The sequence below is a fragment of the Spirosoma pulveris genome, assembly GCF_054781875.1.
The window spans coordinates 798,512-822,459 of record NZ_BAAGTO010000001.1 but is presented as its reverse complement, the minus strand read 5'-3'; the positions used below and the strand labels follow the sequence as shown (position 1 = coordinate 822,459).

The 23,948-nt window shown below is 49.6% G+C and carries 21 protein-coding genes and 2 tRNA genes; 10 read left to right on the top strand and 13 right to left on the bottom strand.

Features of this window, described 5'->3' with window-relative positions:
• Window positions 1–91 precede the first annotated feature (91 nt).
• Window positions 92–1,186 (top strand): acyltransferase family protein, encoded by a 1,095-nt coding sequence (locus ACYVJM_RS03295; RefSeq protein WP_461146773.1) that lies wholly within the window; start codon window positions 92–94, stop codon window positions 1,184–1,186.
• A gap of 299 nt (window positions 1,187–1,485) precedes the next feature.
• Here the strand turns inward: ACYVJM_RS03295 and ACYVJM_RS03290 are convergent, their stop codons facing one another.
• A complete protein-coding gene (locus tag ACYVJM_RS03290; protein ID WP_461146772.1) occupies window positions 1,486–1,674 on the bottom strand; it encodes a hypothetical protein in 189 nt (62 codons plus the stop codon).
• Between the two features lie 316 nt (window positions 1,675–1,990).
• Window positions 1,991–2,986 carry a cation diffusion facilitator family transporter gene (locus ACYVJM_RS03285; RefSeq protein ID WP_461146771.1) on the bottom strand — a complete coding sequence of 332 codons (996 nt, stop codon included), beginning with the start codon at window positions 2,984–2,986 and terminating at the stop codon, window positions 1,991–1,993.
• A gap of 74 nt (window positions 2,987–3,060) precedes the next feature.
• Between ACYVJM_RS03285 and ACYVJM_RS03280 the strand changes: the two genes are divergently transcribed.
• Window positions 3,061–3,609, top strand: a complete 549-nt coding sequence (locus tag ACYVJM_RS03280; protein WP_461146770.1) for an NUDIX domain-containing protein — start codon at window positions 3,061–3,063, stop codon at window positions 3,607–3,609.
• A gap of 103 nt (window positions 3,610–3,712) precedes the next feature.
• Entirely contained in the window at window positions 3,713–4,351 is a 639-nt protein-coding gene (locus ACYVJM_RS03275; RefSeq protein ID WP_012926261.1) for a LysE family translocator, read from the top strand.
• A gap of 94 nt (window positions 4,352–4,445) precedes the next feature.
• Here ACYVJM_RS03275 and ACYVJM_RS03270 read toward each other — a convergent pair whose 3' ends face one another.
• The 3 genes from ACYVJM_RS03270 to ACYVJM_RS03260 form a co-directional block, all read right to left on the bottom strand.
• Window positions 4,446–5,990 carry a GH3 family acyl-acid amido synthetase gene (locus ACYVJM_RS03270; RefSeq protein WP_461146769.1) on the bottom strand — a complete coding sequence of 515 codons (1,545 nt, stop codon included), beginning with the start codon at window positions 5,988–5,990 and terminating at the stop codon, window positions 4,446–4,448.
• A 117-nt stretch (window positions 5,991–6,107) separates the two neighbouring features.
• Entirely contained in the window at window positions 6,108–6,884 is a 777-nt protein-coding gene (gene surE, locus ACYVJM_RS03265; RefSeq protein ID WP_461146768.1) for a 5'/3'-nucleotidase SurE, read from the bottom strand.
• 235 nt (window positions 6,885–7,119) lie between these two features.
• On the bottom strand, window positions 7,120–7,965 hold the full coding sequence (locus tag ACYVJM_RS03260) for an AraC family transcriptional regulator (RefSeq protein ID WP_461146767.1): 846 nt from the start codon (window positions 7,963–7,965) through the stop codon (window positions 7,120–7,122).
• Window positions 7,966–8,119: 154 nt separating this feature from the next.
• Here ACYVJM_RS03260 and ACYVJM_RS03255 point away from each other — a divergent pair, with 154 nt between their 5' ends.
• Window positions 8,120–9,118, top strand: coding sequence for a phytanoyl-CoA dioxygenase family protein (locus ACYVJM_RS03255; protein ID WP_461146766.1), 999 nt, complete (start codon window positions 8,120–8,122; stop codon window positions 9,116–9,118).
• Window positions 9,119–9,304: 186 nt separating this feature from the next.
• Here ACYVJM_RS03255 and trhO read toward each other — a convergent pair whose 3' ends face one another.
• The gene (gene trhO / locus ACYVJM_RS03250) at window positions 9,305–10,270 is read right to left on the bottom strand and encodes an oxygen-dependent tRNA uridine(34) hydroxylase TrhO (protein ID WP_461146765.1); all 966 of its coding nucleotides are present in this window, start codon (window positions 10,268–10,270) and stop codon (window positions 9,305–9,307) included.
• 183 nt (window positions 10,271–10,453) lie between these two features.
• On the opposite strand from trhO, the gene ACYVJM_RS03245 reads away from it, so the two are divergent.
• Window positions 10,454–11,146: a deoxynucleoside kinase gene (locus tag ACYVJM_RS03245; protein WP_461146764.1), complete on the top strand. Its 693-nt coding sequence runs from the start codon at window positions 10,454–10,456 to the stop codon at window positions 11,144–11,146.
• Between the two features lie 264 nt (window positions 11,147–11,410).
• On the opposite strand, the gene ACYVJM_RS03240 is transcribed toward ACYVJM_RS03245, so the two are convergent.
• Window positions 11,411–12,586 carry an MFS transporter gene (locus ACYVJM_RS03240; RefSeq protein WP_461146763.1) on the bottom strand — a complete coding sequence of 392 codons (1,176 nt, stop codon included), beginning with the start codon at window positions 12,584–12,586 and terminating at the stop codon, window positions 11,411–11,413.
• A 328-nt stretch (window positions 12,587–12,914) separates the two neighbouring features.
• Between ACYVJM_RS03240 and ACYVJM_RS03235 the strand changes: the two genes are divergently transcribed.
• Entirely contained in the window at window positions 12,915–13,433 is a 519-nt protein-coding gene (locus tag ACYVJM_RS03235; RefSeq protein ID WP_461146762.1) for a hypothetical protein, read from the top strand.
• A 156-nt stretch (window positions 13,434–13,589) separates the two neighbouring features.
• On the opposite strand, the gene ACYVJM_RS03230 is transcribed toward ACYVJM_RS03235, so the two are convergent.
• Window positions 13,590–13,671: transfer RNA gene (locus ACYVJM_RS03230), tRNA-Leu, on the bottom strand.
• 151 nt (window positions 13,672–13,822) lie between these two features.
• On the opposite strand from ACYVJM_RS03230, the gene ACYVJM_RS03225 reads away from it, so the two are divergent.
• Window positions 13,823–14,230, top strand: a complete 408-nt coding sequence (locus ACYVJM_RS03225; RefSeq protein ID WP_461146761.1) for a DUF3127 domain-containing protein — start codon at window positions 13,823–13,825, stop codon at window positions 14,228–14,230.
• Window positions 14,231–14,278: 48 nt separating this feature from the next.
• On the opposite strand, the gene ACYVJM_RS03220 is transcribed toward ACYVJM_RS03225, so the two are convergent.
• Window positions 14,279–14,351, bottom strand: a tRNA-Lys gene (locus ACYVJM_RS03220).
• A gap of 54 nt (window positions 14,352–14,405) precedes the next feature.
• Between ACYVJM_RS03220 and ACYVJM_RS03215 the strand changes: the two genes are divergently transcribed.
• The gene (locus tag ACYVJM_RS03215; protein ID WP_461146760.1) at window positions 14,406–15,149 is read left to right on the top strand and encodes a hypothetical protein; all 744 of its coding nucleotides are present in this window, start codon (window positions 14,406–14,408) and stop codon (window positions 15,147–15,149) included.
• Between the two features lie 89 nt (window positions 15,150–15,238).
• Here the strand turns inward: ACYVJM_RS03215 and ACYVJM_RS03210 are convergent, their stop codons facing one another.
• A complete protein-coding gene (locus ACYVJM_RS03210; protein WP_461146759.1) occupies window positions 15,239–16,048 on the bottom strand; it encodes an SDR family oxidoreductase in 810 nt (269 codons plus the stop codon).
• Between the two features lie 52 nt (window positions 16,049–16,100).
• The gene (locus ACYVJM_RS03205; RefSeq protein WP_461146758.1) at window positions 16,101–18,356 is read right to left on the bottom strand and encodes a gliding motility-associated C-terminal domain-containing protein; all 2,256 of its coding nucleotides are present in this window, start codon (window positions 18,354–18,356) and stop codon (window positions 16,101–16,103) included.
• Window positions 18,357–18,424: 68 nt separating this feature from the next.
• On the opposite strand from ACYVJM_RS03205, the gene rlmD reads away from it, so the two are divergent.
• A complete protein-coding gene (gene rlmD / locus ACYVJM_RS03200; RefSeq protein ID WP_461146757.1) occupies window positions 18,425–19,855 on the top strand; it encodes a 23S rRNA (uracil(1939)-C(5))-methyltransferase RlmD in 1,431 nt (476 codons plus the stop codon).
• A gap of 74 nt (window positions 19,856–19,929) precedes the next feature.
• Here the strand turns inward: rlmD and ACYVJM_RS03195 are convergent, their stop codons facing one another.
• On the bottom strand, window positions 19,930–20,919 hold the full coding sequence (locus ACYVJM_RS03195) for a helix-hairpin-helix domain-containing protein (protein WP_461146756.1): 990 nt from the start codon (window positions 20,917–20,919) through the stop codon (window positions 19,930–19,932).
• Between the two features lie 103 nt (window positions 20,920–21,022).
• On the opposite strand from ACYVJM_RS03195, the gene ACYVJM_RS03190 reads away from it, so the two are divergent.
• On the top strand, window positions 21,023–22,531 hold the full coding sequence (locus ACYVJM_RS03190) for a glycine--tRNA ligase (protein ID WP_461146755.1): 1,509 nt from the start codon (window positions 21,023–21,025) through the stop codon (window positions 22,529–22,531).
• 104 nt (window positions 22,532–22,635) lie between these two features.
• Here the strand turns inward: ACYVJM_RS03190 and ACYVJM_RS03185 are convergent, their stop codons facing one another.
• Window positions 22,636–23,886: a sulfate adenylyltransferase subunit 1 gene (locus tag ACYVJM_RS03185; protein ID WP_461146754.1), complete on the bottom strand. Its 1,251-nt coding sequence runs from the start codon at window positions 23,884–23,886 to the stop codon at window positions 22,636–22,638.
• Window positions 23,887–23,948 lie beyond the last annotated feature (62 nt).

Sequence of the window (23,948 nt, the reverse complement as noted above, 5' to 3'; positions counted from 1 at the left end):
TAAGTATCCTGTAAATAGTATTTATTAATATAAAGTGTGGTGGATGGATTGTGTGGTGATTTCTGTTTTTCATAATTTACATTGAAACCACATGAAGTACATAAAAGAGCTGGACGCGCTAAGAGCTCTGGCGATTATGTCGGTCATTATGAATCACTGGTTTCCTGGTGGCAGCCTGCTGAACAATTTATCAGAATGGGTTGATGCGCCAAATATATTTTTTACGATCAGCGGCTTTCTGGTTACCAAAATTTTATTAAATGATCGGCTCAAGGCAGAAAAATTGGCTCTTCCCTATTATGTGGTATACAGGACCTTTTTCATTAAGCGAGCTTTACGCATATTTCCAGCCTACTACCTAACGATTCTACTGACTTATCTACTGATTCCAGGTAGTCGGGCACCAATGGGGTATCTAAGTTGCCTGACTTTTACTACTAATTTTTACATCTATATTCATAAGGAGTGGGGGGATATGGGCCATTTATGGTCAATGGGTGTTGAGCAACAGTTCTATTTACTTTGGCCCTTACTCATTCTGTTAACGAGCAGGAAGTACTTGTTGCCTGCCATCGCTTCAATGGTCATTGTTGGCATAGTAAGCCAGCGTATGTCTCCCTCTGATGATTTTGCACACATACTGCCTTACACAGTTTTGGATACACTCGGACTGGGTGCTCTCCTGGCCTGGCTGATTACATTCAAGCCGGAATGGCTCAATCGGGTCCATAAAATTTTGTTGCCTGTAGGAATCGTAAGTTTCCTGCAAATTATATGCAATTCAGTCGGTCTTGGCGATGGCTACATCCCGCTCTATAACAGAACTTTGGTGGCACTGATAACGATTTCGTTGATTACGTACTTTATGATGATGGGTACTCGTTCCAGTTACCCATTTTCGTTCTTATTTAGAAATAAATTCTTACTCTTTATTGGAAAAATTAGCTATGGTATCTACCTCTATCATTTGGTTTTTTACATCTATTTCTGGGAGTTTTTAAAGCCGATTAGTGCTCATCTGCCGTCATTTATTCGCAGCTCACAGTACAGTTTTATTGCAGGCGGCATGGCCCTGCTAATTGGCATAGCCTGGTTATCCTGGAAATATATCGAATTGCCTATTTCTGATTTGAAACGGTTTGTGACTGTCAGACCCCTTCCTCTCCAACATACAGAGGCTGTCTGACGCGTAAATACCTGCTTCTTACTACTGTCGCCGTACAGCATTTCTTTGTGATAAATAGCTGCGGTCTTCAGCCTTTTTCAGCAGAAACAAAAGCAATAGTTTCCCGTCTGTATAAAAGAAAAAACGCCCTCAATCCTCAGGGAGAAGGCGTTTTTTGCTGTATTTTGAATACAACCTGAATTGAAAAAAGCAATTTTGTGTGCTGCCCTAGCAACATGTGGAACAAAATTGGTAAATAAAAAGATAAAATACAACTTTTCTGATAAAAATATAGAAAGTAATGCCTCAAGTATCCGCGATCAATTCATTTCGAAAACAACATTCACGGCTTTTGTAAGCCAAAACGTTTGGGTAATAGTCGCGACGGGGCGGTTAAGGTCCGTAGTATAGGAAGTCAAATAGAATTTATTTTGATTGGCCCGTACATAGCCATTGGACTCTTTTTTGTCAAAATCATCAAGTCGGGCCACCCGACTTGTGCTGTTCATAGACAAGGTGAATATCTGTTGCATCGCCGTACGAAGGATTCACGTTCAGCGAAGATTTGTCACAGCCTCCTCAAATGCATTGCCAAGGGCCAATAAATGAATGTCAGTTGATTGGGCAATAGCTGCTAACGAGCCTAGCAACAGGCTACTAAGAATTGATACGGCTTTTACAAGATGAAGATTCGTAGGAAATTTCTTGAGCGAGTCATGCCTGGCTATACCGGTCGGTAAGCGGCTATAATTGAATTGCGTTATACCTTCGGAAAGTTCAAAAACGTCTGTCTAGGTGGCCGATAGTTTTTCCCCAGCGGTTAGGTCAGACGAGGGCAACAAAATGCTTCTGATTAAGGGGAAGATTGTCGGCATTCCAGTCTATGTCGTTGACGAAAGCAGCGGCCCGAACGGGGCAGTCAGCAACGCGGCAGTAATGGCAGCACTCTTTCTCGCATGGATCGGTATGTACAAAAATTTCGACTTCGCCCCGGAAGCCGTCTTTGAGGGTGTCTTCAAAATGATGCACCTCTTCGTGTACCTGCGTCAGTGTCCAGTAATAGGGTAGCGTAAGGTGGCAGTCGATATGCAGATCGGCCCCGTATTTCTGAACCCGTAAGTTATGAACGTCGATCCAGTTATGGTCTTTGTGGACGTTCAGGAGGGTAACAACCCGGTGAAGGGTGGGCACGTCGGCTTCGTCCATGAGCCGTGCCACCGACTGACGGGTAATCTGAAACCCATTGTAAATAATAACAATGGAAAGGATGACGGAAAGCGCACTGTCGATCCAATGTTTACCGGTGTAGCCCACCAGCGCAACGCCCGCCATAACGACCACACTGCTGAAGGTGTCGGTGAGCAGGTGTTTGCCATCGGCAGTAAGGGCTGCCGAATCCGTCTGGGTACCCGACCGGATGAGCATCCAGCCCACAAAGGCGTTTGCTACGGCTGTGATACCAATCAGAACAAACCCCCAATCCAGATTGGTGAGTTCTTTCGGTTCAAAAAAGCTAAGAACAGCCTGCCAGACGATAACCAGGCCTGCCGAGAGGATCATGGCACCCTCAAAGCCCGAGGACAGGAACTCTATTTTCCCGTGCCCGTAGGGGTGGTTCAAGTCACGGGGCTGACCGGCCAGATAAATACTGTAAAAGGCAAAACCACTGGCAATTACGTTCACGATCGACTCAACGGCATCACTTAGAATAGACGTTGAATAGGTTAGAAAGTAGGCCGTGAATTTGAGTGCCAGCAGCGTAATACTCAGTCCCAGCGAGATGCCCATCCAGCGGTATTTAGTTTGTTGGCTGGCGCTCATGAAGCCTTATAGAATAGATGATAGATACTGCAAAGCTAACAATTCGTATGGGTATTGTTCGTACTTTCGCCGATATGAAATCGACTGAAAACCCCTGGCAGACGCTCAATTCATCCGTACCATACGAAAATCCCTGGCTCTCAATCCGTCACGAAGAGGTGATAACGCCCGCCGGAACCCCCGGAATTTATGGCGTTGTCAGCTTTAAAAACAAAGCCGTTGGCGTAGTTCCCATTGATGCCGACGGCAACACCTATCTGGTGGGGCAGTACCGCTATGCATTAAATGAATATTCGTGGGAAATACCCGAAGGAGGTTCTCCGCTGGGTACGGTTCCTCTTGATTCAGCCAAGCGGGAACTTAAAGAAGAAACGGGCCTCGAAGCGAAAACCTGGACGGAAATAGCCCGCATTCATACCTCAAATTCAGCTACCGACGAAGAAGGATTCCTGTACATAGCGGAAGACCTGACAGAAGGCGAGCATGAACCTGAAGATACCGAAGACCTGCGCCTGTGGAAACTCCCGCTCACCGAGGCTATTGACATGGCAATGACCAGCCGGATTACTGACGCCTTGAGTGTAAGCGCGCTGTTGATTGTTGCCCGACTGCGGGGAATCTAAACTTAGTGTGGTATTTGTGGTTTGTTAGATGATGTTCTGTAAAGGTTACCCAGCGCATCAACTGACAAACCACAAACGATAAACTTCAAACAATAAACTATCTGTGTTCTTACCAATTTTTTTCGGTTTCCTGGTGGGCGTTGCGCTTTGCCTGACGTTCGGAACGGTATTCTTTGCCCTGATCCAAAACAGCGTTGACAATGGGTTTCGCTCGGGCATGAAGATCGTTCTGGGGGTTATTACCGGCGATACGCTCTTTGTTCTGGCCGCTCTGCTGGGTACCGCTTTTATCCCGAAAGTGCAGGGTTTTGAAAACATCATGGCCGCCGTTGGCGTAATTTTTCTGGTTGCCATGGGCCTGGTCAATATCCTGAAAGGAACACCCCGGCTCGCCTATCCAAAAACCAGTTTCGGTAATTTCGTTTACTATTTCACAACGGGCTTTTTTCTGAACGCACTCAACCCCGTAAACTTCGTTTCGTGGGTAGCTATCGTTGCCTATATCCGTTCACACCTGCACTACTCAGAAATACAACAGTATGGCTTCATGATTGCCGCACTCGTTGGCGTCTTTGTGACCGAATCGGCACTGGCTTATTACGCCAACCGGCTCAAGCGACTCTTCACACCGCGTGTTGTTCTGATCTTCAACCGCACGACCGGCGTGGTCTTTCTGATCGGAGCTGCCAACATCGCCTACACCCGCCTGCTGGAACCCCTGTCGAAGGCGCTGAACTGGTGAAAGAGGGTAATAAGAGTCAGGAGCGAGTATTGGGAGGGCGGACCGGCGTTAGCAATAACATAGTGTCAGCCTCCCAATACTCGCTCCTGACTCCTCACTCCTTAGATAAAAACGCTTCCCACTCTGCGACCATACCTTTTTTCAGGACCCGGGGAAATTTATTCTGGCCACCCATCTTGCCTCTGGAGGCCATCCAATCGTAAAAAGTTTGGGTGGGAAGTACCGTCACGCTGATATCTTTCAGGGCGTGCCTACGCTCTACGGCATAGTCGTCGTTGAGTTCTTTTAATCGGGCATCCAGACGATCGCGAAGGGCGTTGGCATCTACCGCGTCATTCGTTCCGATATACCAGTGGTGGGCAAAGAGTGTATCGTGCGTTACGCCCGCAACGGTGAACTCCCGAATGGAGATGCTCAACTCTTCAGATACCATTTCAATGGCCTTGTTCATGTTGTCGACGGACAGGTGCTCGCCACATAAGCTTAAAAAATGCTTGGTCCGTCCCGTGATGACAATCTCTGCATTTTTCTTATCGACAAATCGTATGGTGTCGCCAATTAAGTAACGCCAGGCACCCGAGCAGGTTGAAATAAGAAGGGCGTATTCCTTGCCTTCTTCCACCTCGTCGATCATGAGGGTCTCGGGCGTCTCGGTGAGCTCGCCGTCTGACGAGAAATTTTGCTCATTAAACGGGATGAACTCGAAAAAAAGCCCGTTGTTCAACACCAGTTGCATCCCTTCTGCATTAGGATGGGTCTGGTAGGCAATGAAACCTTCCGAAGCAAGATAGGTTTCGATGTAGGTGATGGGGTGGGCGAGGAGTTTCTCAAAACCCTGCCGGTATGGTTCGAACGAAACACCCCCATGGCAAAATACCATCAGGTTGGGCCAAATGTCATGAATGGTCTTTACCTTGTAACGGGCAATGATTTTCTCCATCAGCAACTGAATCCAGGCGGGTACACCCACTACATAACCAATGTCCCAACTGGCAGCCTGTTCCGTAATTTCATCCAGCTTGAGCGCCCAGTCCCGCTCCTGAGCAATATCCCGTCCTGGTTTGTAGAACCGCTCGAACCATAACGGAATTTTGCTGGCGGTTATACCGCTTAAATCGCCTTCATAGTGACCCTCCCGGACGCTCAGGTCTGTGCTGCCACCAAGCATGAGACAGCCTTTCTCGTACAGGGTTGAGGGTAAGTTCTGGTATTTACCCAGCGTCAGAATCTGGCGGATGCTGGTACGCTGGATAGCCTTGGACATGGCCTTCGTAACGGGTATATACTTGGTAGCCGCTTCTGAAGTGCCCGAACTGAGGGCGAAGTATTTGACCCGGCCCGGCCAGGCCACGTTTTTCTCACCGGCCAGTGTCTGTTTCCACCATCCATCGAACATTTTATTGTAGTCATGGATGGGTACGTGCTGCTTGTACTTTTGGTAATATTCGCGATCGTTGCCAAACTCGGCCGCACGGAGCAGGTCGTCAAATTGGTACGCTTCACCGAATTTAGTGAACTGTGCTTTTCGGATGAGCTTCCGGAAGACTTTGCGCTGCTGGCGAACAGGACTGAACGTTCGCAGTCGGACGACATTCGTTAACCGAATCCCGTTTTTGAGCATACTACCTAATAAAGCCATAGTTTATGTATGATATAGGATACAGGATGTATGATATAGGCTATATGAGGCAGGATGCAGCTGGCGGGAAAGCAATACATCATACATCCTATATCCTACATCATATTGCCTGCATCGTTAAAGTTTCCACTCGTTCAACGTATCGAGCATACCGTAAGCGGTGAGGTCGTATTTGCAGGGTACTACCGAGGTATAATTCTGCGAGAGAGCATACTCGTCTGTATCCTCGGCATGGGTGTCGAAATTAACGAAATCGCCCGCCAGCCAGAAGTACCGACGGCCATGGGGATCGCGTCGTTCATCGAACACTTCCTGCCATTTGGCATTCGCCTGCCGACAAATCCGGATGCCTTTCAAGGGTTCGGCGGTGCGGGCCGGGAAGTTAACGTTCAAGGCCGTCCCCCGGTCAACGCCCCGTTCGAGTACGTTACGGGCAATGGTCAGGATGTGCTCGTGGGTATGCGAAAAATCGGGGTTGTGGGTGAAGTCACCAAGCGAAAAGCCGATGGCCGGTATGCCCTCAATGGCCGCTTCGATAGCCGCCGACATTGTGCCCGAATACAGAATGCTGATGGATGAATTGCTGCCGTGGTTGATGCCGCTCACCACCAGATCGGGAGCGCGGTCTTTCAGGACATGGTTTTTTGCCAGCTTGACGCAGTCTGCCGGGGTGCCGGAACATTCGTAAGCGGGAACATCACCAAAAATGTCGGATGGGTAAAGTCGGATCGGGTTCGAAATCGTAATCGCGTGGCCCATTCCCGACTGCGGGCTGTTGGGGGCTACCACCACTACGGAGCCGAGTTGTTTCATTAGGTCAACGAGTGTACGGATGCCGTGGGAGGTAATTCCGTCGTCGTTTGTTATTAAAATCAGCGGTTTTTTATCAGACATACAATCAGGATATCAAGGATCAATTGCGGATAACAGTAGTGGTCAATCGCTTACATACCAACAGGGCTGGCTTACTATCTGTCACCTGCTTTTCACACCGCTAAACTACGCAAATACGCCGGAACGCTGGCCGAAAGTTAGGGTTAGGGTAGAACGGGAGCCCAATGATTTACCGGCAGGAGGGTGAGATGAACCAGCTATATGGCCTGTGATTCTGTTTAGTGAACAGGTTTTTTTAGGAAAGGTGCCGCTTTTTAAACTGAAGAGGATTCTCGCCGGTTACCCGTCGAAAAATTTTGTTGAAATAAGAGAGGCTTTCAAAGCCACAGGCAAAACAGGCTTCCGTTACGGTACTGTCGACCAGTAGTAATTTTTGTGCCTGATTGACGCGGTATTGATTCAGGAATTGGGTGAAGGTTAGTCGGGTCATTCGCTTAAAATACCGGCAGAAAGCGGCTTCGGTTAGGTTAGCGATGGCGGCAACGTCGGCAATCGACAGATGGCAGCTGTAATGCTCGGCAATAAACTGGTTTACGCGTTTGAGCCGCTGTTGTTCCGTTAGCTTGTAGGTGGCACTGACCGCTTCGCCATGAAGGGATACTGATTCCGTGCTGGTTGCCAGGCGTTGAAAAATGGACAGTAGTTGCATAAGCCGTTCAAAAGGAGGAAGGTCAGCCAATTGGTGAAGTTGTTCACCCACAACCTGCTTGGTATGCCCATAAAAGGAAATGCCCGATCGGGCGCGTTCAAAAAGTTGGGTAATGGCCGCAAACTCGGGAGCCTGCCAGAGTACCTCGCCCAGAAAATCTTCTTTTAGCTGGACAACGACCTTTTTATGGTCTGTTTTGACCCCATAATCAAAATTTAAGTGCGGAATATTGGGCCCGATAAAAACCAGATCGCTGCCTTCGTAACGGGAAATGTGATCACCAACATGACGGGTACCATTGGCCCCTTCAATGTAAACGATTTCGTATTCAGGGTGGTAATGCCATAGGAAGACGTCGCTCAGCTGTGGCGTCAATAACAAATGAAACGAACTGTTGGCGTCAGGGCAAATTTGCTCAAGGGCGACTTTCATATATTCGTCTATTTTGCTGTTAAATGACAGATTACTGATGAGACTGCTAATAAAAGAGCAATATAGTGCAAAAAACAGCCAAATCTGTTTTAACACAGCCGCCTTATAAGGTACTAACTTTGATTCATCAAATCCCCTAAAACCTCAATAACGCATGGAAACGATGCAGCCCACAATGACTCCCACAAGGACGCCTGCTACAATGATTCCCGACAATGCTCACAAAGACATCCCCGGAAACCCATCGACCGCAACTAGCAGTAAACTGAGATTAAGTGATCGCTCGGAAGGCGGGAAACCGCTCCGGGTGTTGACAGAAGCAGATTGGCAATTCTGGAAAGAGAATGGCTATATCGTCGTTAAGCAGGCAGTACCTAAAGAAAACGCTGAGCGGCTGGCTCAGCTGATTTGGGAATTTGAAGAAAAAGACCCGAACGACCCCTCCACCTGGTATGCACCCCCCCGGGCCGAGATGAAGATGAAAGAGCTAACCAACAGCGGTATGGTTGAACTGTACAACCACCAGTTTGAGTGGGACAACCGGCAGTACCCACGAGTCTATGACGCCTTTGTAGACATTTGGGGAACCGAGAAGTTATGGGTAACCATCGATCGCGCCAACCTGAATTTTCCTGTCCGGCCAGGGCACGAATTTAAAGGGTTCATCCACTGGGATTACGACCCCGAAACCCGCCCGCAAAACGTACAGGGCGTACTGGCACTGGCCGACCAGACGGATGAGAACATGGGTGGCTTTCAGTGTATCCCGGAACTCTACCGGACGTACGATACCTGGAAGCTAACGCAGCCCGATGACCGGGATCATTTCAAGCCCGATACTACGGGTTTCGACTTCGTAAAAGTGAAAATGGAAGCAGGTGATCTCCTGATCTTTAACAGCACCCAGCCACACGGTATCCGCCCCAACCTGTCGACTGACAAAGTGCGCATTGCGCAGTACATTTCCATGATGCCCGCCGAAGAAGACAACGAGGCCTTGCGGCAATGGCGCATTATGTCGTGGCGTGATCGGCAGGCTCCCGAAGGATACGCTTTTCCGGGCGACCCCCGAAATTGGGAGAAGGAACGGTACCAAACCGCCGAGTTATCCCCCCTCGGACGCAGACTGCTTGGCCTGGATAGGTGGGAGTAAGGACCGCCTGACCGAATCTACCGGATGAAGAGGATTCATGCCCAGATGCATCCTGGTCGGGGGCTGGTCCGGATTAATGAGGCCTGAAAAAAGCCTGATTAACCACAACGATGGTTAATCAGGCTTTTTTCAGGCCTCAACTTGATGATCCTATCTCGACTAAAGGACAAACGCGAACCCGTTGGATTACAAATTTACTTCTGCGCGTTGACCCAGTCGACTTTTGAAGCCCTGGATTGGAGAGTAGCTTTGCGTTTGTTTACCATAATAACCCGTTCCATCATAAGGGCGGAGGTTGGGGTCTTCTTTGCAGGCATCGGTACAGGTACCGCCGTAGGCATCACCACAGGATTCGCAAAGGGTAACGTGGTTGTTGCAAACGGGACTGGCGCAGTTGATCATCCGGCTTGTGGGGGTGCCGCAACGGTAGCAAACCGACACGGTAACCGGGTTTATCTGGTTTACGGGCACCGTAACGCGGTTATCGAATACGTAGCATTCGCCGTCAAAGTCTTCCCCACCCGTTTCCAGACCGTATCGGATAATGCCGCCGTGAAGCTGGTACACATTTTCAAACCCTTGTGCCAGCAGGTAAGCAGATGCTTTCTCGCATTTAATGCCTCCTGTGCAGTAGGTAATTATTTTTTTGTCACGCAAGTGATCGAGTTCATGAACATGGTCCGGCAGTTCACGCAGGTTTTCCATGTCGAAGGTGATGGCACCTTTAAACTTGCCGACCTCATGCTCATAATTAGACCGCATGTCGACCAGAACTACATCCGGATCGTTTTTCAACTGGCGGAAATCTTCCGGTTCCAGGTAAACACCGGTTTGCTGTAGCGGATCTACCGGTAAATCAGAATGGACAATTTCGGGTTTTACCCGTACGTGTAGTTTCTGAAACGTATGGCCATCGCTTTCGTCAACTTTAAAGGAAATACCGGCAAAGCGCGGATCGGCTTTGAGGGTTTCCATATAGGCTTCACAATCGGCCGTGAGTCCGGATACGGTTCCGTTCAATCCTTCAGGAGCCACAATAATCCGCCCAAGAAGATTCAGGCGGAGGCACAACAAGTGATGCTCTTCCCGGTAGTGCTCAGGGTTTTCGATGGGCGAATAGATATAGTACAGGAGGACGCGGTACGGTTTCATAGCTACAGCAAAATGTCTGACAACGTGGTAAATAAGTTTACCTTAATCCGACAGTGTCGTCGGGAAATCCGGTCAGTGAAAAACGACTGATTTTTATTTATATGTACAAAATTAAACCCAATTTGCTAAAGTTGGTTCCTTAGAATGGAGCTCCTTCCACTGTTCACGCTTTACTGGCATCGTATGCATATCGCTATCACAGGAAACATTGGTGCGGGTAAAACGACCCTTGCCGAACAACTAGCCGCTTATTATGGGTGGGAGGTATTGTACGAAGCGGTGGAAGGTAACCCCTATCTGGCTGATTTTTATAGCGATATGCCACGCTGGTCGTTCAATCTTCAGATTTATTTCCTGAACAGTCGATTTCTACAGGTAAAACGAATTATTGATATTCAGGCTTCTAATCAACGCCTGTCGTTTCAAACCGGATCTGGTGAGCTTGATGCGCCCCAGCCTGGCGCCGGCAGTCGGCATACTGTCGTGCAGGATCGAACCATTTATGAGGATGCCGCCATTTTTGCCCGAAACCTGTACGTAAGTGGCGATATGAGTGAGCGTGACTACAACACGTACAGCCAACTCTTTGCCAACATGATGAGTCTCGTTCGCCCACCCGATCTAATGATTTATTTACGCGCCAGTTTGCCTAAACTTCGGGAGCAGATAAAAAAACGAGGGCGGTTGTTCGAGCAATCCATCAGTGATGAGTATCTGGGAAGTTTGAATCAACTCTACGAGGAGTTTATCGCGTCTTACAAACTGGGCCCTTTATTGATTCTTGATGTGGATACGCTGGATTTTGCCAAACATCCGGCTGATTTCGAGTACGTTGTAGAGCAGATAAATAAACGGTTCGAAAATAATCCAGTTTAAATACTTAACAATAACCAGCCAGTTAGGTCGAATCAAAACGCCCACATATGCTGAGCTGGGTAACTGGTTTAAAAAGACAGACCGCTTCTCGGTAAGAATGCGGCCTGTCGGGTGTGGAGAGCGGAAAGAATAGTATATACGATTAGTAGAGTAATTTGGATTGCTCAAAAACAGATTTTTTGAATGATCTATTTGCTACGTTGGGGCTATTCGTCTGACAGCGAGCTCTATCGATACAACTGTAACTGAGTTGAAACAGGCCTTTTACTGAGCGTAAGAACGCATGGCCCGTAATCCCAGCAAAGGCCCGGGAATTAGCAGGTAGAAAATCCATTCGGATAACCCAATCTTGCCGATCAGCCAGGCCATCAGTTGAATGGACAGTACTGTCAGGAAGAAGCCGAAGCAGGTAACAAGCGTTAAAATACTCCCCCGATTATCGACAAAAGCATTACTGGCAACCAGCGTTGAAAACTGGGGCGAGTCTCCAGCCGCAGCGGCTCCCCAGAGCAGTAAGAAGAAACCGAACAGGTAAGGTGGCAACGCCAGCACGAATGGCAGCAGTACAATACACAGACCTGAGACGAGCAAAAAGTACCGGGCCACCCGGTCACTACCGATCCGTAAAGCCAGAAAACCTCCGCCGACACATCCCGCAGCTCCCGCAGCAATGGTTCCAAACGCCCAAAGCGCGATCGATGTATTATTTGTCGGGTGTTGCTGACTGTAGTAAACTACTAATGTGGGTAGAAAGGCCCAAAATGTATAGAGTTCCCACATATGCCCAAAGTAACCCAACATGGCTGGACGAAAGGCTGAGGGCTTCCATACAGCCAGAAGAGCCTCGAAGCGAAAGAGGTTACCAGACCTTTTTACTGGAGTTGAATGTACCGCCAGAACTAGCAGAACACCACCGCTTATTGCGAGTAAACTGACCGATAGGAGCAAGGTACGATAGGGTAGATTTCCACCCAATCCACGGATCAGGTGCGGGAAGGCAGTACCCAATACCAGCGCGCCAACCAGAAAGCCCATTGCCTTCCCTAAGTCGGCTTTAAACCGATCGGCGGCAATCTTCATGCCGACAGGATAGACCCCTGCCAGAAAGAAACCCGTCATGAACCGGCTCCCTAATAGTGTTTCTGCATTCAACGGTAGCAGAAGCCACACTAGATTAACGAAAGCTGCCAGCAATACAGATACCAGAAATACATGGGTCGAACGAAAACGGTCGGGTATGGCTAAAATGGCATAGGTAAGTGTGCCGATAATGAACCCAAGCTGTACCGATGAGGTAATCCAGCCCGTCAGGCTGGTCGTTTTGAGCAGCGTTTGCAATTCGGGCAGGATCGCATTGCCCGCAAACCAAAGGGAAGTACCCGCAAATTGAGCAAAGACAATAACAAGCAATTGACCTCTGGTACCGGAAGAAGCAAGCATTTTCAAAGATAGGCATTGATCGGCCACAAGCGGCTACAGGTAAGTACTGCTTGCTCGAAAATGCGAAAACTTAACGACCCCGGTTACGTATTCTTTTCGTAACGGATAACAAATTTGTTAGCACCAGCAAAAGATAGTATCTGACAGTAAGCTGGTTATCTACCTTTTATAGAATGGTGTCGGATTGGTAAAACACTGTCTGTTAGGCGATTAAATGTGGTAGCCCCGGTTATAAAATGAATGGATTGAAAAGTTTTTCTGGAAGCACTATGACTATTGCTGACCGACTTAGTCAAAGTGTCGACATTCTACCATTTACAGCTGACTAATGAAACGAGTTATAGTTAAACAGTATGCTTGCTGTTTAGGACTGCTGCTGAGTTTGACCGTATTTTCTGTGCAAGCCCAGCCTAAACTTTTTGAAGGAGCTAACATGATTTTGATCACGACTGATCTGGCCGACAAGGAGGCTTATTTAGTCGTTGGGCGTATATTGACTGAGCAGGGAATCTTATTTTCGGCAGGTGATGATTGTTTACAGATTGCCTTGCCGGTCAGCACCGGAGAAATTAACCGGAAGATCGAGTTTATGGGTCATTTAGCGGTCACCGCCGGTCTTGTTAAATTAACCGGTAGCATGCAGTCACCTGCCGAATCCGTGAATAAACAGCCGATGAAAGCGACACCATTATCGTTTGGCTATACGAAAGATAAACGTAAAACTTCGCTTTCGCATGAAGGGTTTTTATACCTTAACGAGATTGCTAAAAAGCTTTATAGACCTTTGCATGGCGTTATCAGTTATAAAATTCAAGTGCCGCCAGCAGAGGAGCCAACGGATTATTAGTCTCTTCCTGAATTTAGACGATCAGTAGATTCGTCCAAAAATCAAGTATTTATCCAACAAGCCTAGAAGGGGAGTGGTCTTCGATGACAATAAACGGATCGGTAACAAAAAAAGCGCTCACCCCTAAGGTAAACGCTTGATTTGTACACTATTATGTGACCACGGGGAGACTCGAACTCCCATGCCTTGCAGCACCACCCCCTCAAGATGGCGTGTCTACCAGTTTCACCACGTGGCCGTTTTTTTGTTCTGGGTGCAAAGATAGTATTCTTCTCATGTTTTGTCAACCTCAGTTCGGAATCTTTTGCTTTTTTCGCTCAGGATGGCCCAAAAATGGGCAATTTTTCGTACTTTTAACTTTGTAAACCACGTTTAAAAGTCCAAGTAGTATGGCACTTGAATTAATCGGAAAACTCATAAAAGTTCTGCCTGAAGTATCGGGGCAAAGCCAAAAAGGTCCCTGGAGTAAGCAGGAATTCGTTATTGAAACGCTTGATGCATCCTATCCAAAGAAAGTATGCCTGACGGCTTGGGGCGATAAAGTTGCAGATCTGAAACAGTACGCCAACGGCGATACGCTGAAGGCCACCTTTAGTGCCGAATCCCGCGAATACAACGAGCGCTGGTATACCGAGCTGCGGGCGTTTCGCATTGAGTTAGCCGAAGGTGAAGCTGGGGCTGCCCCCGCGCCACGGTCGGCTCCAGCACAACAGCCGCGGTCGGCTCAGTCGAATCAACCCGCTGCCGTGTCGTTCAACTCAGCCTTCGATGAAGAAAGTAACGATCTGCCATTCTAAGCAGGTTGGATACGAAAAAAGCCGCTAGAAGCGGCTTTTTTCATTTCGTGATTCGGCTGGGATTCGAACCCAGGACCCATACATTAAAAGTGTATTGCTCTACCAGCTGAGCTACCAAATCGGTTGAACGTCCGTCCGTTTCTGGGGTGGTTGTTCTTAATTGTGGTGCAAAACTATGGCCTTATTTCGTTCGTTGCAAGCTATTCCTCTTAAAATAAGTCTATTTTTTTGTTTTTTTTCGGGACTCGCTGATGCACAGATAGTTTCAGTGGACTCCATCAAACGTGCCGATTCGCTGTTTATTGCCGGAGATCAGGTAAATGCCGCACGAATCTATGAAATGGCTTTAGCCGAGGGGCACACGGCTACTGATCCCATGCTGTTGAAATTGGCCAGTGCTTACGAACAACAGAGCGACGTTCCCCGGTTGCTCTACTACCTCGATGTGTATTTCGAACGCCACCCCGACGATATTGTGCTGCGTCGGATGAACGACATCGCCCGAGCCAATAACCTAACCGGATACGAAACGGATGACCTGAACTATTTCTATCTCTTTTATCGGAAATACGGCCTTTATTTTCTGCTGTTTCTGCTTATACCGGCGGGCTACGTTTTCACGGTCCTTATGCTTAAACTGGTACGAAAACAGTCGGTGTTCAGGAGGCAGAAATGGATTTTCTTCGCATACCTTATTTTGCTATTGATCTTTACGAACCTGCCGGAAGGCATTCAGTCCGGAATAACCAGCCATGACCGGGTCCTGCTCCGAACAGACCCCTCCGCAGCTGCCCCAATCGTTGAGGTCATCGGGCGCGGTCACAAGCTTAGTATCCTGGGTACAAAGGACATTTACCTGCGTGTGTTATGGCACAACAAGCTTTATTTCATCCGCCGGGATAATGTGTGGATTATTTGAGGAGCGAGGAGTGAGTAGCAGGAGGGCTGACGCAGGCACTTAAAGTGCTCTTTTTAGCTTGCGTCATCCCTCCTGCTACTCACTCCTGACTACTTTTTCAAAGGAGAGTCTTTCTCTTTTGCCAGGGTATTGTAAACCAGTTTGTCCATCAGTTTAGGCAGCCACTTGTTCAGAAACACGGTGAATTTGCCTTGCGCGGTCAGGATGAGTTCGCGTTTGCGGGTCTTTACCGCCTGTAAAATGTGGTCGGCGCATTCTTCTGCACTCATCATATTACTTTCATCCCGCATGGTTTCGCCTTTAGCCTGCCCGTGGGCATCGAGCGCCGAAAAACGGATGTTGGAAGCCGTAAAGCCCGGACAGGCGGTCAAAACGTGAACACCCGTGTGCAGCAACTCGGTCCGTACGGCTTCGAGAAAGCCATTCATCGCGAACTTCGAGGCCGAATAACCACTGCGAACGGGTAAGCCCCGATAACCGGCAATCGATGAGATACCCACAATGGACCCTTTAGCTTCCTGGATGTACGGCAGCGCATAGCGGGTAGCATACACCGTACCCATGAAATTAATATCCATGACCTTCTGAATAACAGCCGGGTCTGTATCGATTAGCATGGAGCGCATGCTGATGCCCGCATTATTGATCAGGATGTCCAGCCGCCCGAAGCGGGCAATCGTCTGGTCGATGAGTTGTTTGACATCGGATTCAACACTAACATCAGCCGTTAGCGATAAAGTGTTGATCCCGGCCTGGCGGAGTTCGTCACTCACCAGCTGAAGTGCGTCCGCCTTGCGGGCACAAATAACAATAGTAGCTCCTTCACGACCGAAGGCAAAGGCAAGCGCCCGACCAATGCCTGAAGAAGCACCGGTAATGAGAACGATTTTATCTTTCATAATTGCAGTCGCGAAGATACAACTTTAGTGTAGCTGGCAATTGCTTGCCGAATCATCGCATCAAGGTAAGTGGACCTTTGAAGGTCCGCTTTGAGGTCAGGAGGAGGTAATAATAGGTGCCAACGGGTGAGCTGGTGCCGTACCAGCGGAATTTGGGATCGGATGATTTAAAGACGGTCTGCCCCCAGCGATTCGTTATCTCAATGGAATTGAACTGCTCATCGCAGGAGTTTTCCGGTAAGTCTTTAATGGCAAAAAAGTCATTGATACCGTCGCCATTGGGCGTGAAGATGTTCGGTACTTTTATTTCGGCATTAAAAGATGGGTTTTTGACCGTAAACGTTACCGTCGTTAAAGCGGTATGATTAGGTTGACACGAACGATCATCGACCACAAAATCGACCACAAAGGTGGCTTCGGCTTTTCCGGCCATCAGGGCGCAGGTTGGTTTCCAGTCGAAAGGCGATTGCAGGGTAGGCAGGCCAAATTTGTTGGTAAAAGCCATTCCTGCCTCTTTAATATCAAACCCTCGCCCAACGGCGGTAAGCTTTAATGTATCCCGGTCTGCGTCGTTACCCAGCACATCGAAAGTAGTGCGTCCGTCGGTTTCACTGGTACTTACGCTCAGCTCCACAACCTGAGAGGCTAGTGTCGTTCGTACAGTGGGTGGGGTACTGGGAAGACCCGTGGCCGCCAGGTTCACCGTAACGGTATCTCGAAGGTTGCGATTACAGCGGGTGTCGGTCACAATAAAATCGACGATATAACCCGCCTGGGTAGCCTGGGTGCAGGTTGGTTTCCACAGAAAAGGCTGCGATACTTTCCCGACTCCCGAAGCCGACCCAAAACTCATTCCGGCCTGTGAGAGCGTAAAGCCGCGTCCAACGGCCTGAATCGTTACATTGTCGTTGTCGATGTCCGTGCCGAAAGCGTTGAACGTCAGGGATGAGCCTACCGTAATACTTGCTTTGTTGTTGGGCAGATCTGTAGCGGCAACGGGTTTATTATTCGCCGATGGGATAATATTCAGCCGAATACTTATCGTATCGCTGAGGCCCTGTGGACAGCCATCGTCCGTAGCCCGAATCAGTAATGTAATGGGGGTTCCATTGCCTCCTACGCATCGCCCGAAACAGAATTTCGCCTGTAGGGTGTCGCGGTTGGTGCGGGTGGTTAATTCACCGGGAGTCAGGGTAAGACCGGGCAACGAGCCGCTCATGTTGATGATCGAAATGCGTTGGTTTGGGTCGAGGTCGGTGATGTACAAACTCAGGCAGTTTGTATCTTGTTCGGCTAGGGTGAGTACGGTGCCTTCTTTATAAAACTGTTTCTGATCATTCGGCCTAAACAGCAACTGGGGCGGGTTGTTTTTGGGACAGTCAACGACCAGCACCTGAAAGTCGCGCCGGACGCGACCAATTTGTTTGCCAGCTCGAAATTCGCCGACCTCAACGGAAAAAACGAATAATCCCGCCCGGTCCGGAGTGACGCTGAGCAGCCCCGTTCGGGCGTTTACCCGCAGAGGAACGGTTCCCGGTATTTCGTTCGCAAGGGAGATGCCGTTCGTCCACCGGATTGGTGGGTAGGGACCAGCTGAAAAGGACGGGTTCGCTATTGTAGAGCCTGCACCGGGATTTGGGGAATTGGTCGTACTGAAACCATTGTAGGGTGTTGCCAGTGCGTACGTCAAACTATCGCCATCGGCGTCTCTGGCACTGAAATCAAGTGTGAATGGTTGGCCAACGCAGGCGTAATCCCCTTTAGGAACGGTAAACACGGGTGATGAATTGACGAAGCGGGTCTGCCCCGAAATAATAGCCGGAAATTCCAGGTAAAATGTTGAACCGGCGGCTCCCGGACTTTCGATATTGACAATGGCTCCGTTGCGGCAGCACCGTTCCCACGACAAGTAATACCCACCGGCATCGTTGAACACATTGGGGTCAAGGGTTAGGTCTGTACTGTGCCGGATCAACCGCGTTCGTACGGCACCCGTGGAACAGGCTGGCCGGGTATAAGCTACGTATTCGCTGCTGATGCGGATGAGCGGTACATAGCCGATCAGCTGATTGGTGCGCTTCGAGAAAACACCTACAGAAACCAGACCGTCGTCGGCTCCCGGATTCCCGTTAACATCGTCGAAGTATAAATTAAGGTTGATGCGATGCGTGAATTGTGTTTGGGTGCCCAGGTAACGCAGCTCGAGTTCACCCCCCACAATATGCGTTGCCTGCGCCAACGGGCCTGAAACCAGAAAAAAGTAAAGAACAAATAGGAATGATTTTGAGGAAGAGTACAGGTTCAGCATAAGCAGAATCAGGTCAGTATAGAGTTCGTCCGAAAACGACTGCTTAAATTAGCGGTTTTTTAGGACTTATGCGTAGGAAGATTCATAAAACACCCGTACGGTTGGCACATGTTCGTATCGATGCCGTAGCCGCTGAAGGGAAGTGTATTGTACGTACTGACGAAGGCGTAATTTTTGTTGAAAACCCCACCGGCGGACCAGGTGTGGCCCCCGGCGATTTGGTTGACCTGCGCATTACCAACACCAAAAAGCAGTACCGTGAAGCCGTTGCCGAACGTGTTCACGAGTGGTCTGCGGTGCGTACCGAGCCTTTTTGTGAGCACTTTGGAACTTGTGGCGGCTGTAAATGGCAGCATATTCAATACAGTGAGCAGCTTGGGTTTAAACACCAGCAAGTGATCGATCACCTAACGCGTATTGGTAAAGTGGAACTGCCCGCGTTTCGCCCCATTATGCCGGCTCATCCAACGCAGTACTATCGGAACAAGCTTGAGTTTACCTGCGCCGAAGGCCGCTGGCTGACAACAAAGGAAGTGGGGACTAACCAGCCGATGGACCAGCGGGCGGTTGGCTTCCACGTGCCCGGTCGCTTTGATAAAGTGCTGCCCATTCGGCATTGCTACCTTCAGCCCGATCCGTCCAACGCCATTCGGGAAGCTATTGATGCCTATGTACTTCAGCATGACATGACATTGTACAACCTGAAAATGCATACCGGTTATCTGCGGACACTAATTATCCGCACTGCCGATACTACGCAGCAGGTGATGGTAACGTTGCAGGTAGCTCAGGACAACCCCGAGCTGCTCAATGGATTAATGGCCTATTTGCACACCCTGTTCCCGCAGATCACTTCCCTAAACTATATTCTGAACACCAAAAAGAACGATAGTTATCAGGATCAGGAGGTGATCAACTGGGCTGGGAAAGCCTACATCGAAGAGCAAATGGAAGAGCTTACGTTTCGGATAGGTCCCAAGTCATTTTATCAAACCAATGCTCAGCAAGCGTACAACCTCTACAAAGTGGCCCGTGAATTTGCCGGGCTTACCGGTCAGGAACGTGTGTATGACTTATATACCGGCACCGGCACCATTGCGCTTTTTGTGGCTCGTTTGGCCAAACACGTGGTTGGGGTGGAGTATGTCGAAGCATCGGTAGCCGATGCCCGTGTCAATGCGGAAGTGAATGGCATTACCAATACGACCTTTGTTGCGGGGGATATGAAGGCGATTCTGACCGATGAATTCTTTACAGAGCATGGTCGTCCGGATGTGGTCATTACCGATCCGCCCCGTGCCGGGATGGATGAAGCCGTTACCCGTCAGTTACTCAAAGCGGCACCAGAACGCATTGTTTACGTCAGTTGTAACACCGCTACCCAGGCCCGTGATCTGGCTATTCTGGATGAAGGGTATACTGTAACGGGTGTACAACCGGTGGATATGTTCCCGCATACGCATCACGTCGAGAATGTAGTCGTCCTGACGAAGCGGTAGTATCGAGTCAATAGGTGAGTGGCAAGCGGGTGGTGTCAGTTTCTCAAAACTGACACCACCCGCTTGCCACTCACTTAAAACTCCAGATATGGCGTAATCTTTTCGATGGTTTTGGCGTCCAGTATCCGAATTGGCTTCAAAGACTCCGCCGAGGTGTACGCACCATGTTGCTCCCGGTAGTTAACAATCAGTTGGGCCTGTCGGCGGGAAAGGAACGGGTGCCGGTCCAGTTCGTCGGCTGTAGCGGTATTCACGGGAATCCGGCGCACCCCGGACCGAATCTTTCCGAACTTCACAAGTTCGTCAATCGTGAGCGAGTCCAATCCGTAAACGTCGCGAAACTGATCGGTTGAAATAAACCCACCCAATGCATCGCGGTATTTGACAATCCGGGTGGCCAGCGTGGCCCCAATGCCTTTCAGGGCGATCAACTGGCTTGTGTCGGCCGTGTTGATATCAAAGGGTTGAAGAACCGGCTTTGCCGGACGTTCCGGAAAAGCCGGTCGGTTTGCTGCTGGGTAAGGCTCGTTGCTGGCCGGTCTGCCCGTGCCCGATGCGTCGCGGGTAAAGCGGTCTGGCCGGGGTGTTTCTTTCAGAGTCATGTAGGGTTCGAGCTGATCGTACAGGTCGGGCGGGAAGTCATATATTTTGAGGAGGTCTTCTTTCCTGCGGAACTGCCCGCCTTTGCTGCGGTATTTTTCGATTCGCTCCGCCATCCACTTCGGCAATCCAAGCTGTTGCCAGCCCGATATGCTGACGGTGTTTGGGTCGAAAGCAAATAGTTTAGGCTCGCTGAATCGTTCGGCAGTGGTTTTCTCCTTTCCCGACCGTTCGCTGTATTGAGGCTGTTTGGCGGCTTCGATCTGCATGAGGGCCACCAGGCTATCGAGCTTCCGCTGGTCGGCAGCAGACGTATCAACAGGCGTTCGGATAACAACGAATCGATAGAGAAAGGGTATGAGGAGGCAAAGCAGCGTCAGAACCAGAAGGACCATGAAGCCTCTGGTCTCCTTGTGAGAGAAGCCAAAATAATCGCGAACGAAGGAGACGAATCGGGAAAGCATTGATTTGTCAAGTAGTTTTTATTGTTAAAAATGGTTACTTGTTTTGATGATTTCAAACAGTGGGCGAATTAATTCGCCCACTGTTGTATTTTTGCGCCCACGTATGAATACTCCGCAAACGCCAGCCGCTGGTTCACCAGCCACTTCGCTGCAAGACATTATCGCCCACGCCAAAGAATATGGCTTCGTGTTCCCGTCGTCCGAAATCTACGATGGCCTGCAAGCCGTGTACGACTACGGTCAGAATGGCGTTGAACTGAAAAATAACCTCAAAACGCTCTGGTGGAAGGCAATGACCCAGCTCCACGACAATGTCGTTGGGATTGATGCGTCTATTTTCATGCATCCGCTGACGTGGAAAGCGTCGGGGCACGTTGACTCGTTCAACGACCCCATGATCGACAACCGCGACTCCAAAAAACGGTATCGTGCCGATCAACTCCTCGAACTGAAAGCCGAAGCCTATGCCAATGCCGGGGATGAAGCAAAAAGTACCGCGCTGTTGCAGGAAATGGGCCGCTTACTCGGTGACAATGACCTGGAAGGCGTTCGGAACCTCATCATCGCCGAAGGTATAAAAGACCCCGTTTCGGGTACCGACAACTGGACTGAAGTGCGGCAGTTTAACCTAATGTTTTCCACGCAGGTAGGTTCCCTGGCCGAAGATGCCAGCCTGATCTACCTCCGTCCTGAAACAGCCCAGGGTATTTTCGTGAACTTCCTGAACGTTCAGAAAACCGGGCGGATGAAGATTCCCTTTGGGATTGCCCAGATTGGGAAGGCCTTCCGGAATGAGATTGTTGCCCGTCAGTTCACCTTCCGGATGCGGGAGTTTGAGCAGATGGAGATGCAGTTTTTCGTGCGCCCCGGCACCGAAATGCAGTGGTACGAAACCTGGCGCGATGCCCGGATGAAGTTCCACCAGGCGGTGGGCTTACCCGCCGATAAACTCAAATTTCACATTCACGAGAAATTGGCGCACTATGCCAATGCCGCTGTGGATATCGAGTATAAGTTTCCGTTTGGTTTCCGCGAAATGGAAGGGATTCACTCCCGCACCGATTTTGACCTGAAAGCCCATCAAGAACTGAGCCGGAAGAAACAGCAGTATTTCGACAATGACGTTGACCCCGCCACCGGGAAGCCGTACGGTAATTACATTCCGTACGTTGTTGAAACATCGGTAGGGGCCGACCGCCTGTTCCTGGCTGTTCTCTGCAACGCATTCACGAAAGAAACTGTGGGCGAAGGCGATCAGCAGAAGGAGCGTACGTATTTGAAGCTCCACCCGGCGCTGGCGCCTATCAAAGCGGCTGTGTTTCCGTTGGTTCGGAAAGATGGTTTGCCCGAGAAAGCCGAAGCGATCGTGAAGAGTCTCCGATCTGAGTTCCGGGTGGTGTATGAGGAACGCGATGCCATTGGCAAGCGCTACACCCGTCAGGATTTGATCGGTACGCCGTTCTGTATTGCGGTGGATTACCAAACCCTCGAAGACGATACTGTAACCATCCGCTACCGCGACACAACAGAGCAGATTCGTATTCCGGTCAGCGAACTGAAAGCCCGTATCGGTCAGGAAGTGTCGATGGAGCGGGTGCTGGAGAATATGTAAAATTTGGTTTTGAGTTTAAGAAAGGGAAAAGCAGGCGTGCCACGGTTTGTAACCGTGGCACGCCTGCTTTTCCCTTTCTTTCTAACTGCTGGCTGGAAACCGACTTACGCTTCGCCCACAAGCATCAGCGCCCCAACGGTTACGTTCGAGGTTTCGTCGATCAGGATAGCCCCACCCGATGCCCGGTTGGTGGCGTAAGGGTCAAAACTGATTGGCTGGGCGGTTCGGAGCACCACTTTGGCCAGATCATTCAACCGGAGTTGCTCAACGCCTTCTATTTGTTCATAGGTATTGACGTTTACCTGGTACGCAATCTCCCGCACCGAGCAGCGCGCCCGGAAAGTGCCTACCTGTAACACATATTTATTCCCCACTTTAAACTCTTTGCTGTCCATCCAGCAGAGCATCGCTTCTACCGTTTGACTGCTCAGGGGCTGGCTGTCCGAACGAACAATGAGGTCGCCCCGGCTAATGTCAACATCGGTTGCCAAATGCAGCACAACGGACATGGGCGTGGCCGCTTCTTCCAGATGTGTTTCGGCGATTTCAATGGCATCGATGGTCGATGTTTCGCCGGATGGGAATACCGTAATGGCGTCGCCTTTGCGGAACTGCCCACTTGTAATTTTACCGGCATAGCCCCGGTAATCGTGTAACTCCGGCGTTTGCGGGCGGATAACGTACTGCACCGGAAAACGTGCCTGAGTAAGGTTTACATCATCGGCGATTTCGACCGTTTCCAGATGTTCCAGCAGCGTTTGTCCCTCGTACCACGGCATGGATTCCGAACGGTCGACGACGTTATCGCCGTTCAGCGCACTCATTGGAATATACGTTACGTGCTTGACGTTAAGCTTCTGAGCCAGTTCGGCGTAATGAATGCAGATATCGGAGAACACATCCTGTGAGTAATCAACCAAATCCATTTTGTTGATCGCCACCACGATGTGCGGAATTCCCAGCAGCGACGCAATCAGCGAATGCCGGCGTGTTTGTTCAGCAACACCATGCCGGGCATCGACCAGCACAATCGCCAGCTGGCAATTGGACGCACCGGTAACCATGTTACGGGTGTACTGAATATGACCCGGTGCATCGACAATGATAAACTTCCGAACCGGCGTCTGGAAATAGCGGTAGGCTACGTCGATCGTGATACCTTGTTCCCGTTCGGAGCGAAGCCCGTCGGTTAATAGGGCCAGGTCGATCTCACCATCATCGCGGCTTTTGCTGGCCCGTTCAATGGCTTCTAACTGGTCGGCCAGGATGGATTTGGAATCGTAAAGAAGCCGCCCGATAAGCGTGCTTTTGCCGTCGTCAACCGAACCGGCAGTTATAAATCGTAAAAGATCCATTTATTGAATGTGTAATGAATAATGAGAAATGGATAATATCGTATCCGCCTATTATTCATTGT

What these genes read in the sequence shown, in the direction of transcription:
- ACYVJM_RS03295 (WP_461146773.1), top strand. Translation starts at nt 92, where the DNA reads ATGAAGTACATAAAAGAGCTGGACGCGCTAAGAGCTCTGGCGATTATG.
- ACYVJM_RS03290 (WP_461146772.1), bottom strand. Translation starts at nt 1,674, where the DNA reads ATGAACAGCACAAGTCGGGTGGCCCGACTTGATGATTTTGACAAAAAA.
- ACYVJM_RS03285 (WP_461146771.1), bottom strand. Translation starts at nt 2,986, where the DNA reads ATGAGCGCCAGCCAACAAACTAAATACCGCTGGATGGGCATCTCGCTG.
- ACYVJM_RS03280 (WP_461146770.1), top strand. Translation starts at nt 3,061, where the DNA reads ATGAAATCGACTGAAAACCCCTGGCAGACGCTCAATTCATCCGTACCA.
- ACYVJM_RS03270 (WP_461146769.1), bottom strand. Translation starts at nt 5,990, where the DNA reads ATGGCTTTATTAGGTAGTATGCTCAAAAACGGGATTCGGTTAACGAAT.
- surE (WP_461146768.1), bottom strand. Translation starts at nt 6,884, where the DNA reads ATGTCTGATAAAAAACCGCTGATTTTAATAACAAACGACGACGGAATT.
- ACYVJM_RS03260 (WP_461146767.1), bottom strand. Translation starts at nt 7,965, where the DNA reads ATGAAAGTCGCCCTTGAGCAAATTTGCCCTGACGCCAACAGTTCGTTT.
- ACYVJM_RS03255 (WP_461146766.1), top strand. Translation starts at nt 8,120, where the DNA reads ATGGAAACGATGCAGCCCACAATGACTCCCACAAGGACGCCTGCTACA.
- trhO (WP_461146765.1), bottom strand. Translation starts at nt 10,270, where the DNA reads ATGAAACCGTACCGCGTCCTCCTGTACTATATCTATTCGCCCATCGAA.
- ACYVJM_RS03245 (WP_461146764.1), top strand. Translation starts at nt 10,454, where the DNA reads ATGCATATCGCTATCACAGGAAACATTGGTGCGGGTAAAACGACCCTT.
- ACYVJM_RS03240 (WP_461146763.1), bottom strand. Translation starts at nt 12,586, where the DNA reads ATGCTTGCTTCTTCCGGTACCAGAGGTCAATTGCTTGTTATTGTCTTT.
- ACYVJM_RS03235 (WP_461146762.1), top strand. Translation starts at nt 12,915, where the DNA reads ATGAAACGAGTTATAGTTAAACAGTATGCTTGCTGTTTAGGACTGCTG.
- ACYVJM_RS03225 (WP_461146761.1), top strand. Translation starts at nt 13,823, where the DNA reads ATGGCACTTGAATTAATCGGAAAACTCATAAAAGTTCTGCCTGAAGTA.
- ACYVJM_RS03215 (WP_461146760.1), top strand. Translation starts at nt 14,406, where the DNA reads ATGGCCTTATTTCGTTCGTTGCAAGCTATTCCTCTTAAAATAAGTCTA.
- ACYVJM_RS03210 (WP_461146759.1), bottom strand. Translation starts at nt 16,048, where the DNA reads ATGAAAGATAAAATCGTTCTCATTACCGGTGCTTCTTCAGGCATTGGT.
- ACYVJM_RS03205 (WP_461146758.1), bottom strand. Translation starts at nt 18,356, where the DNA reads ATGCTGAACCTGTACTCTTCCTCAAAATCATTCCTATTTGTTCTTTAC.
- rlmD (WP_461146757.1), top strand. Translation starts at nt 18,425, where the DNA reads ATGCGTAGGAAGATTCATAAAACACCCGTACGGTTGGCACATGTTCGT.
- ACYVJM_RS03195 (WP_461146756.1), bottom strand. Translation starts at nt 20,919, where the DNA reads ATGCTTTCCCGATTCGTCTCCTTCGTTCGCGATTATTTTGGCTTCTCT.
- ACYVJM_RS03190 (WP_461146755.1), top strand. Translation starts at nt 21,023, where the DNA reads ATGAATACTCCGCAAACGCCAGCCGCTGGTTCACCAGCCACTTCGCTG.
- ACYVJM_RS03185 (WP_461146754.1), bottom strand. Translation starts at nt 23,886, where the DNA reads ATGGATCTTTTACGATTTATAACTGCCGGTTCGGTTGACGACGGCAAA.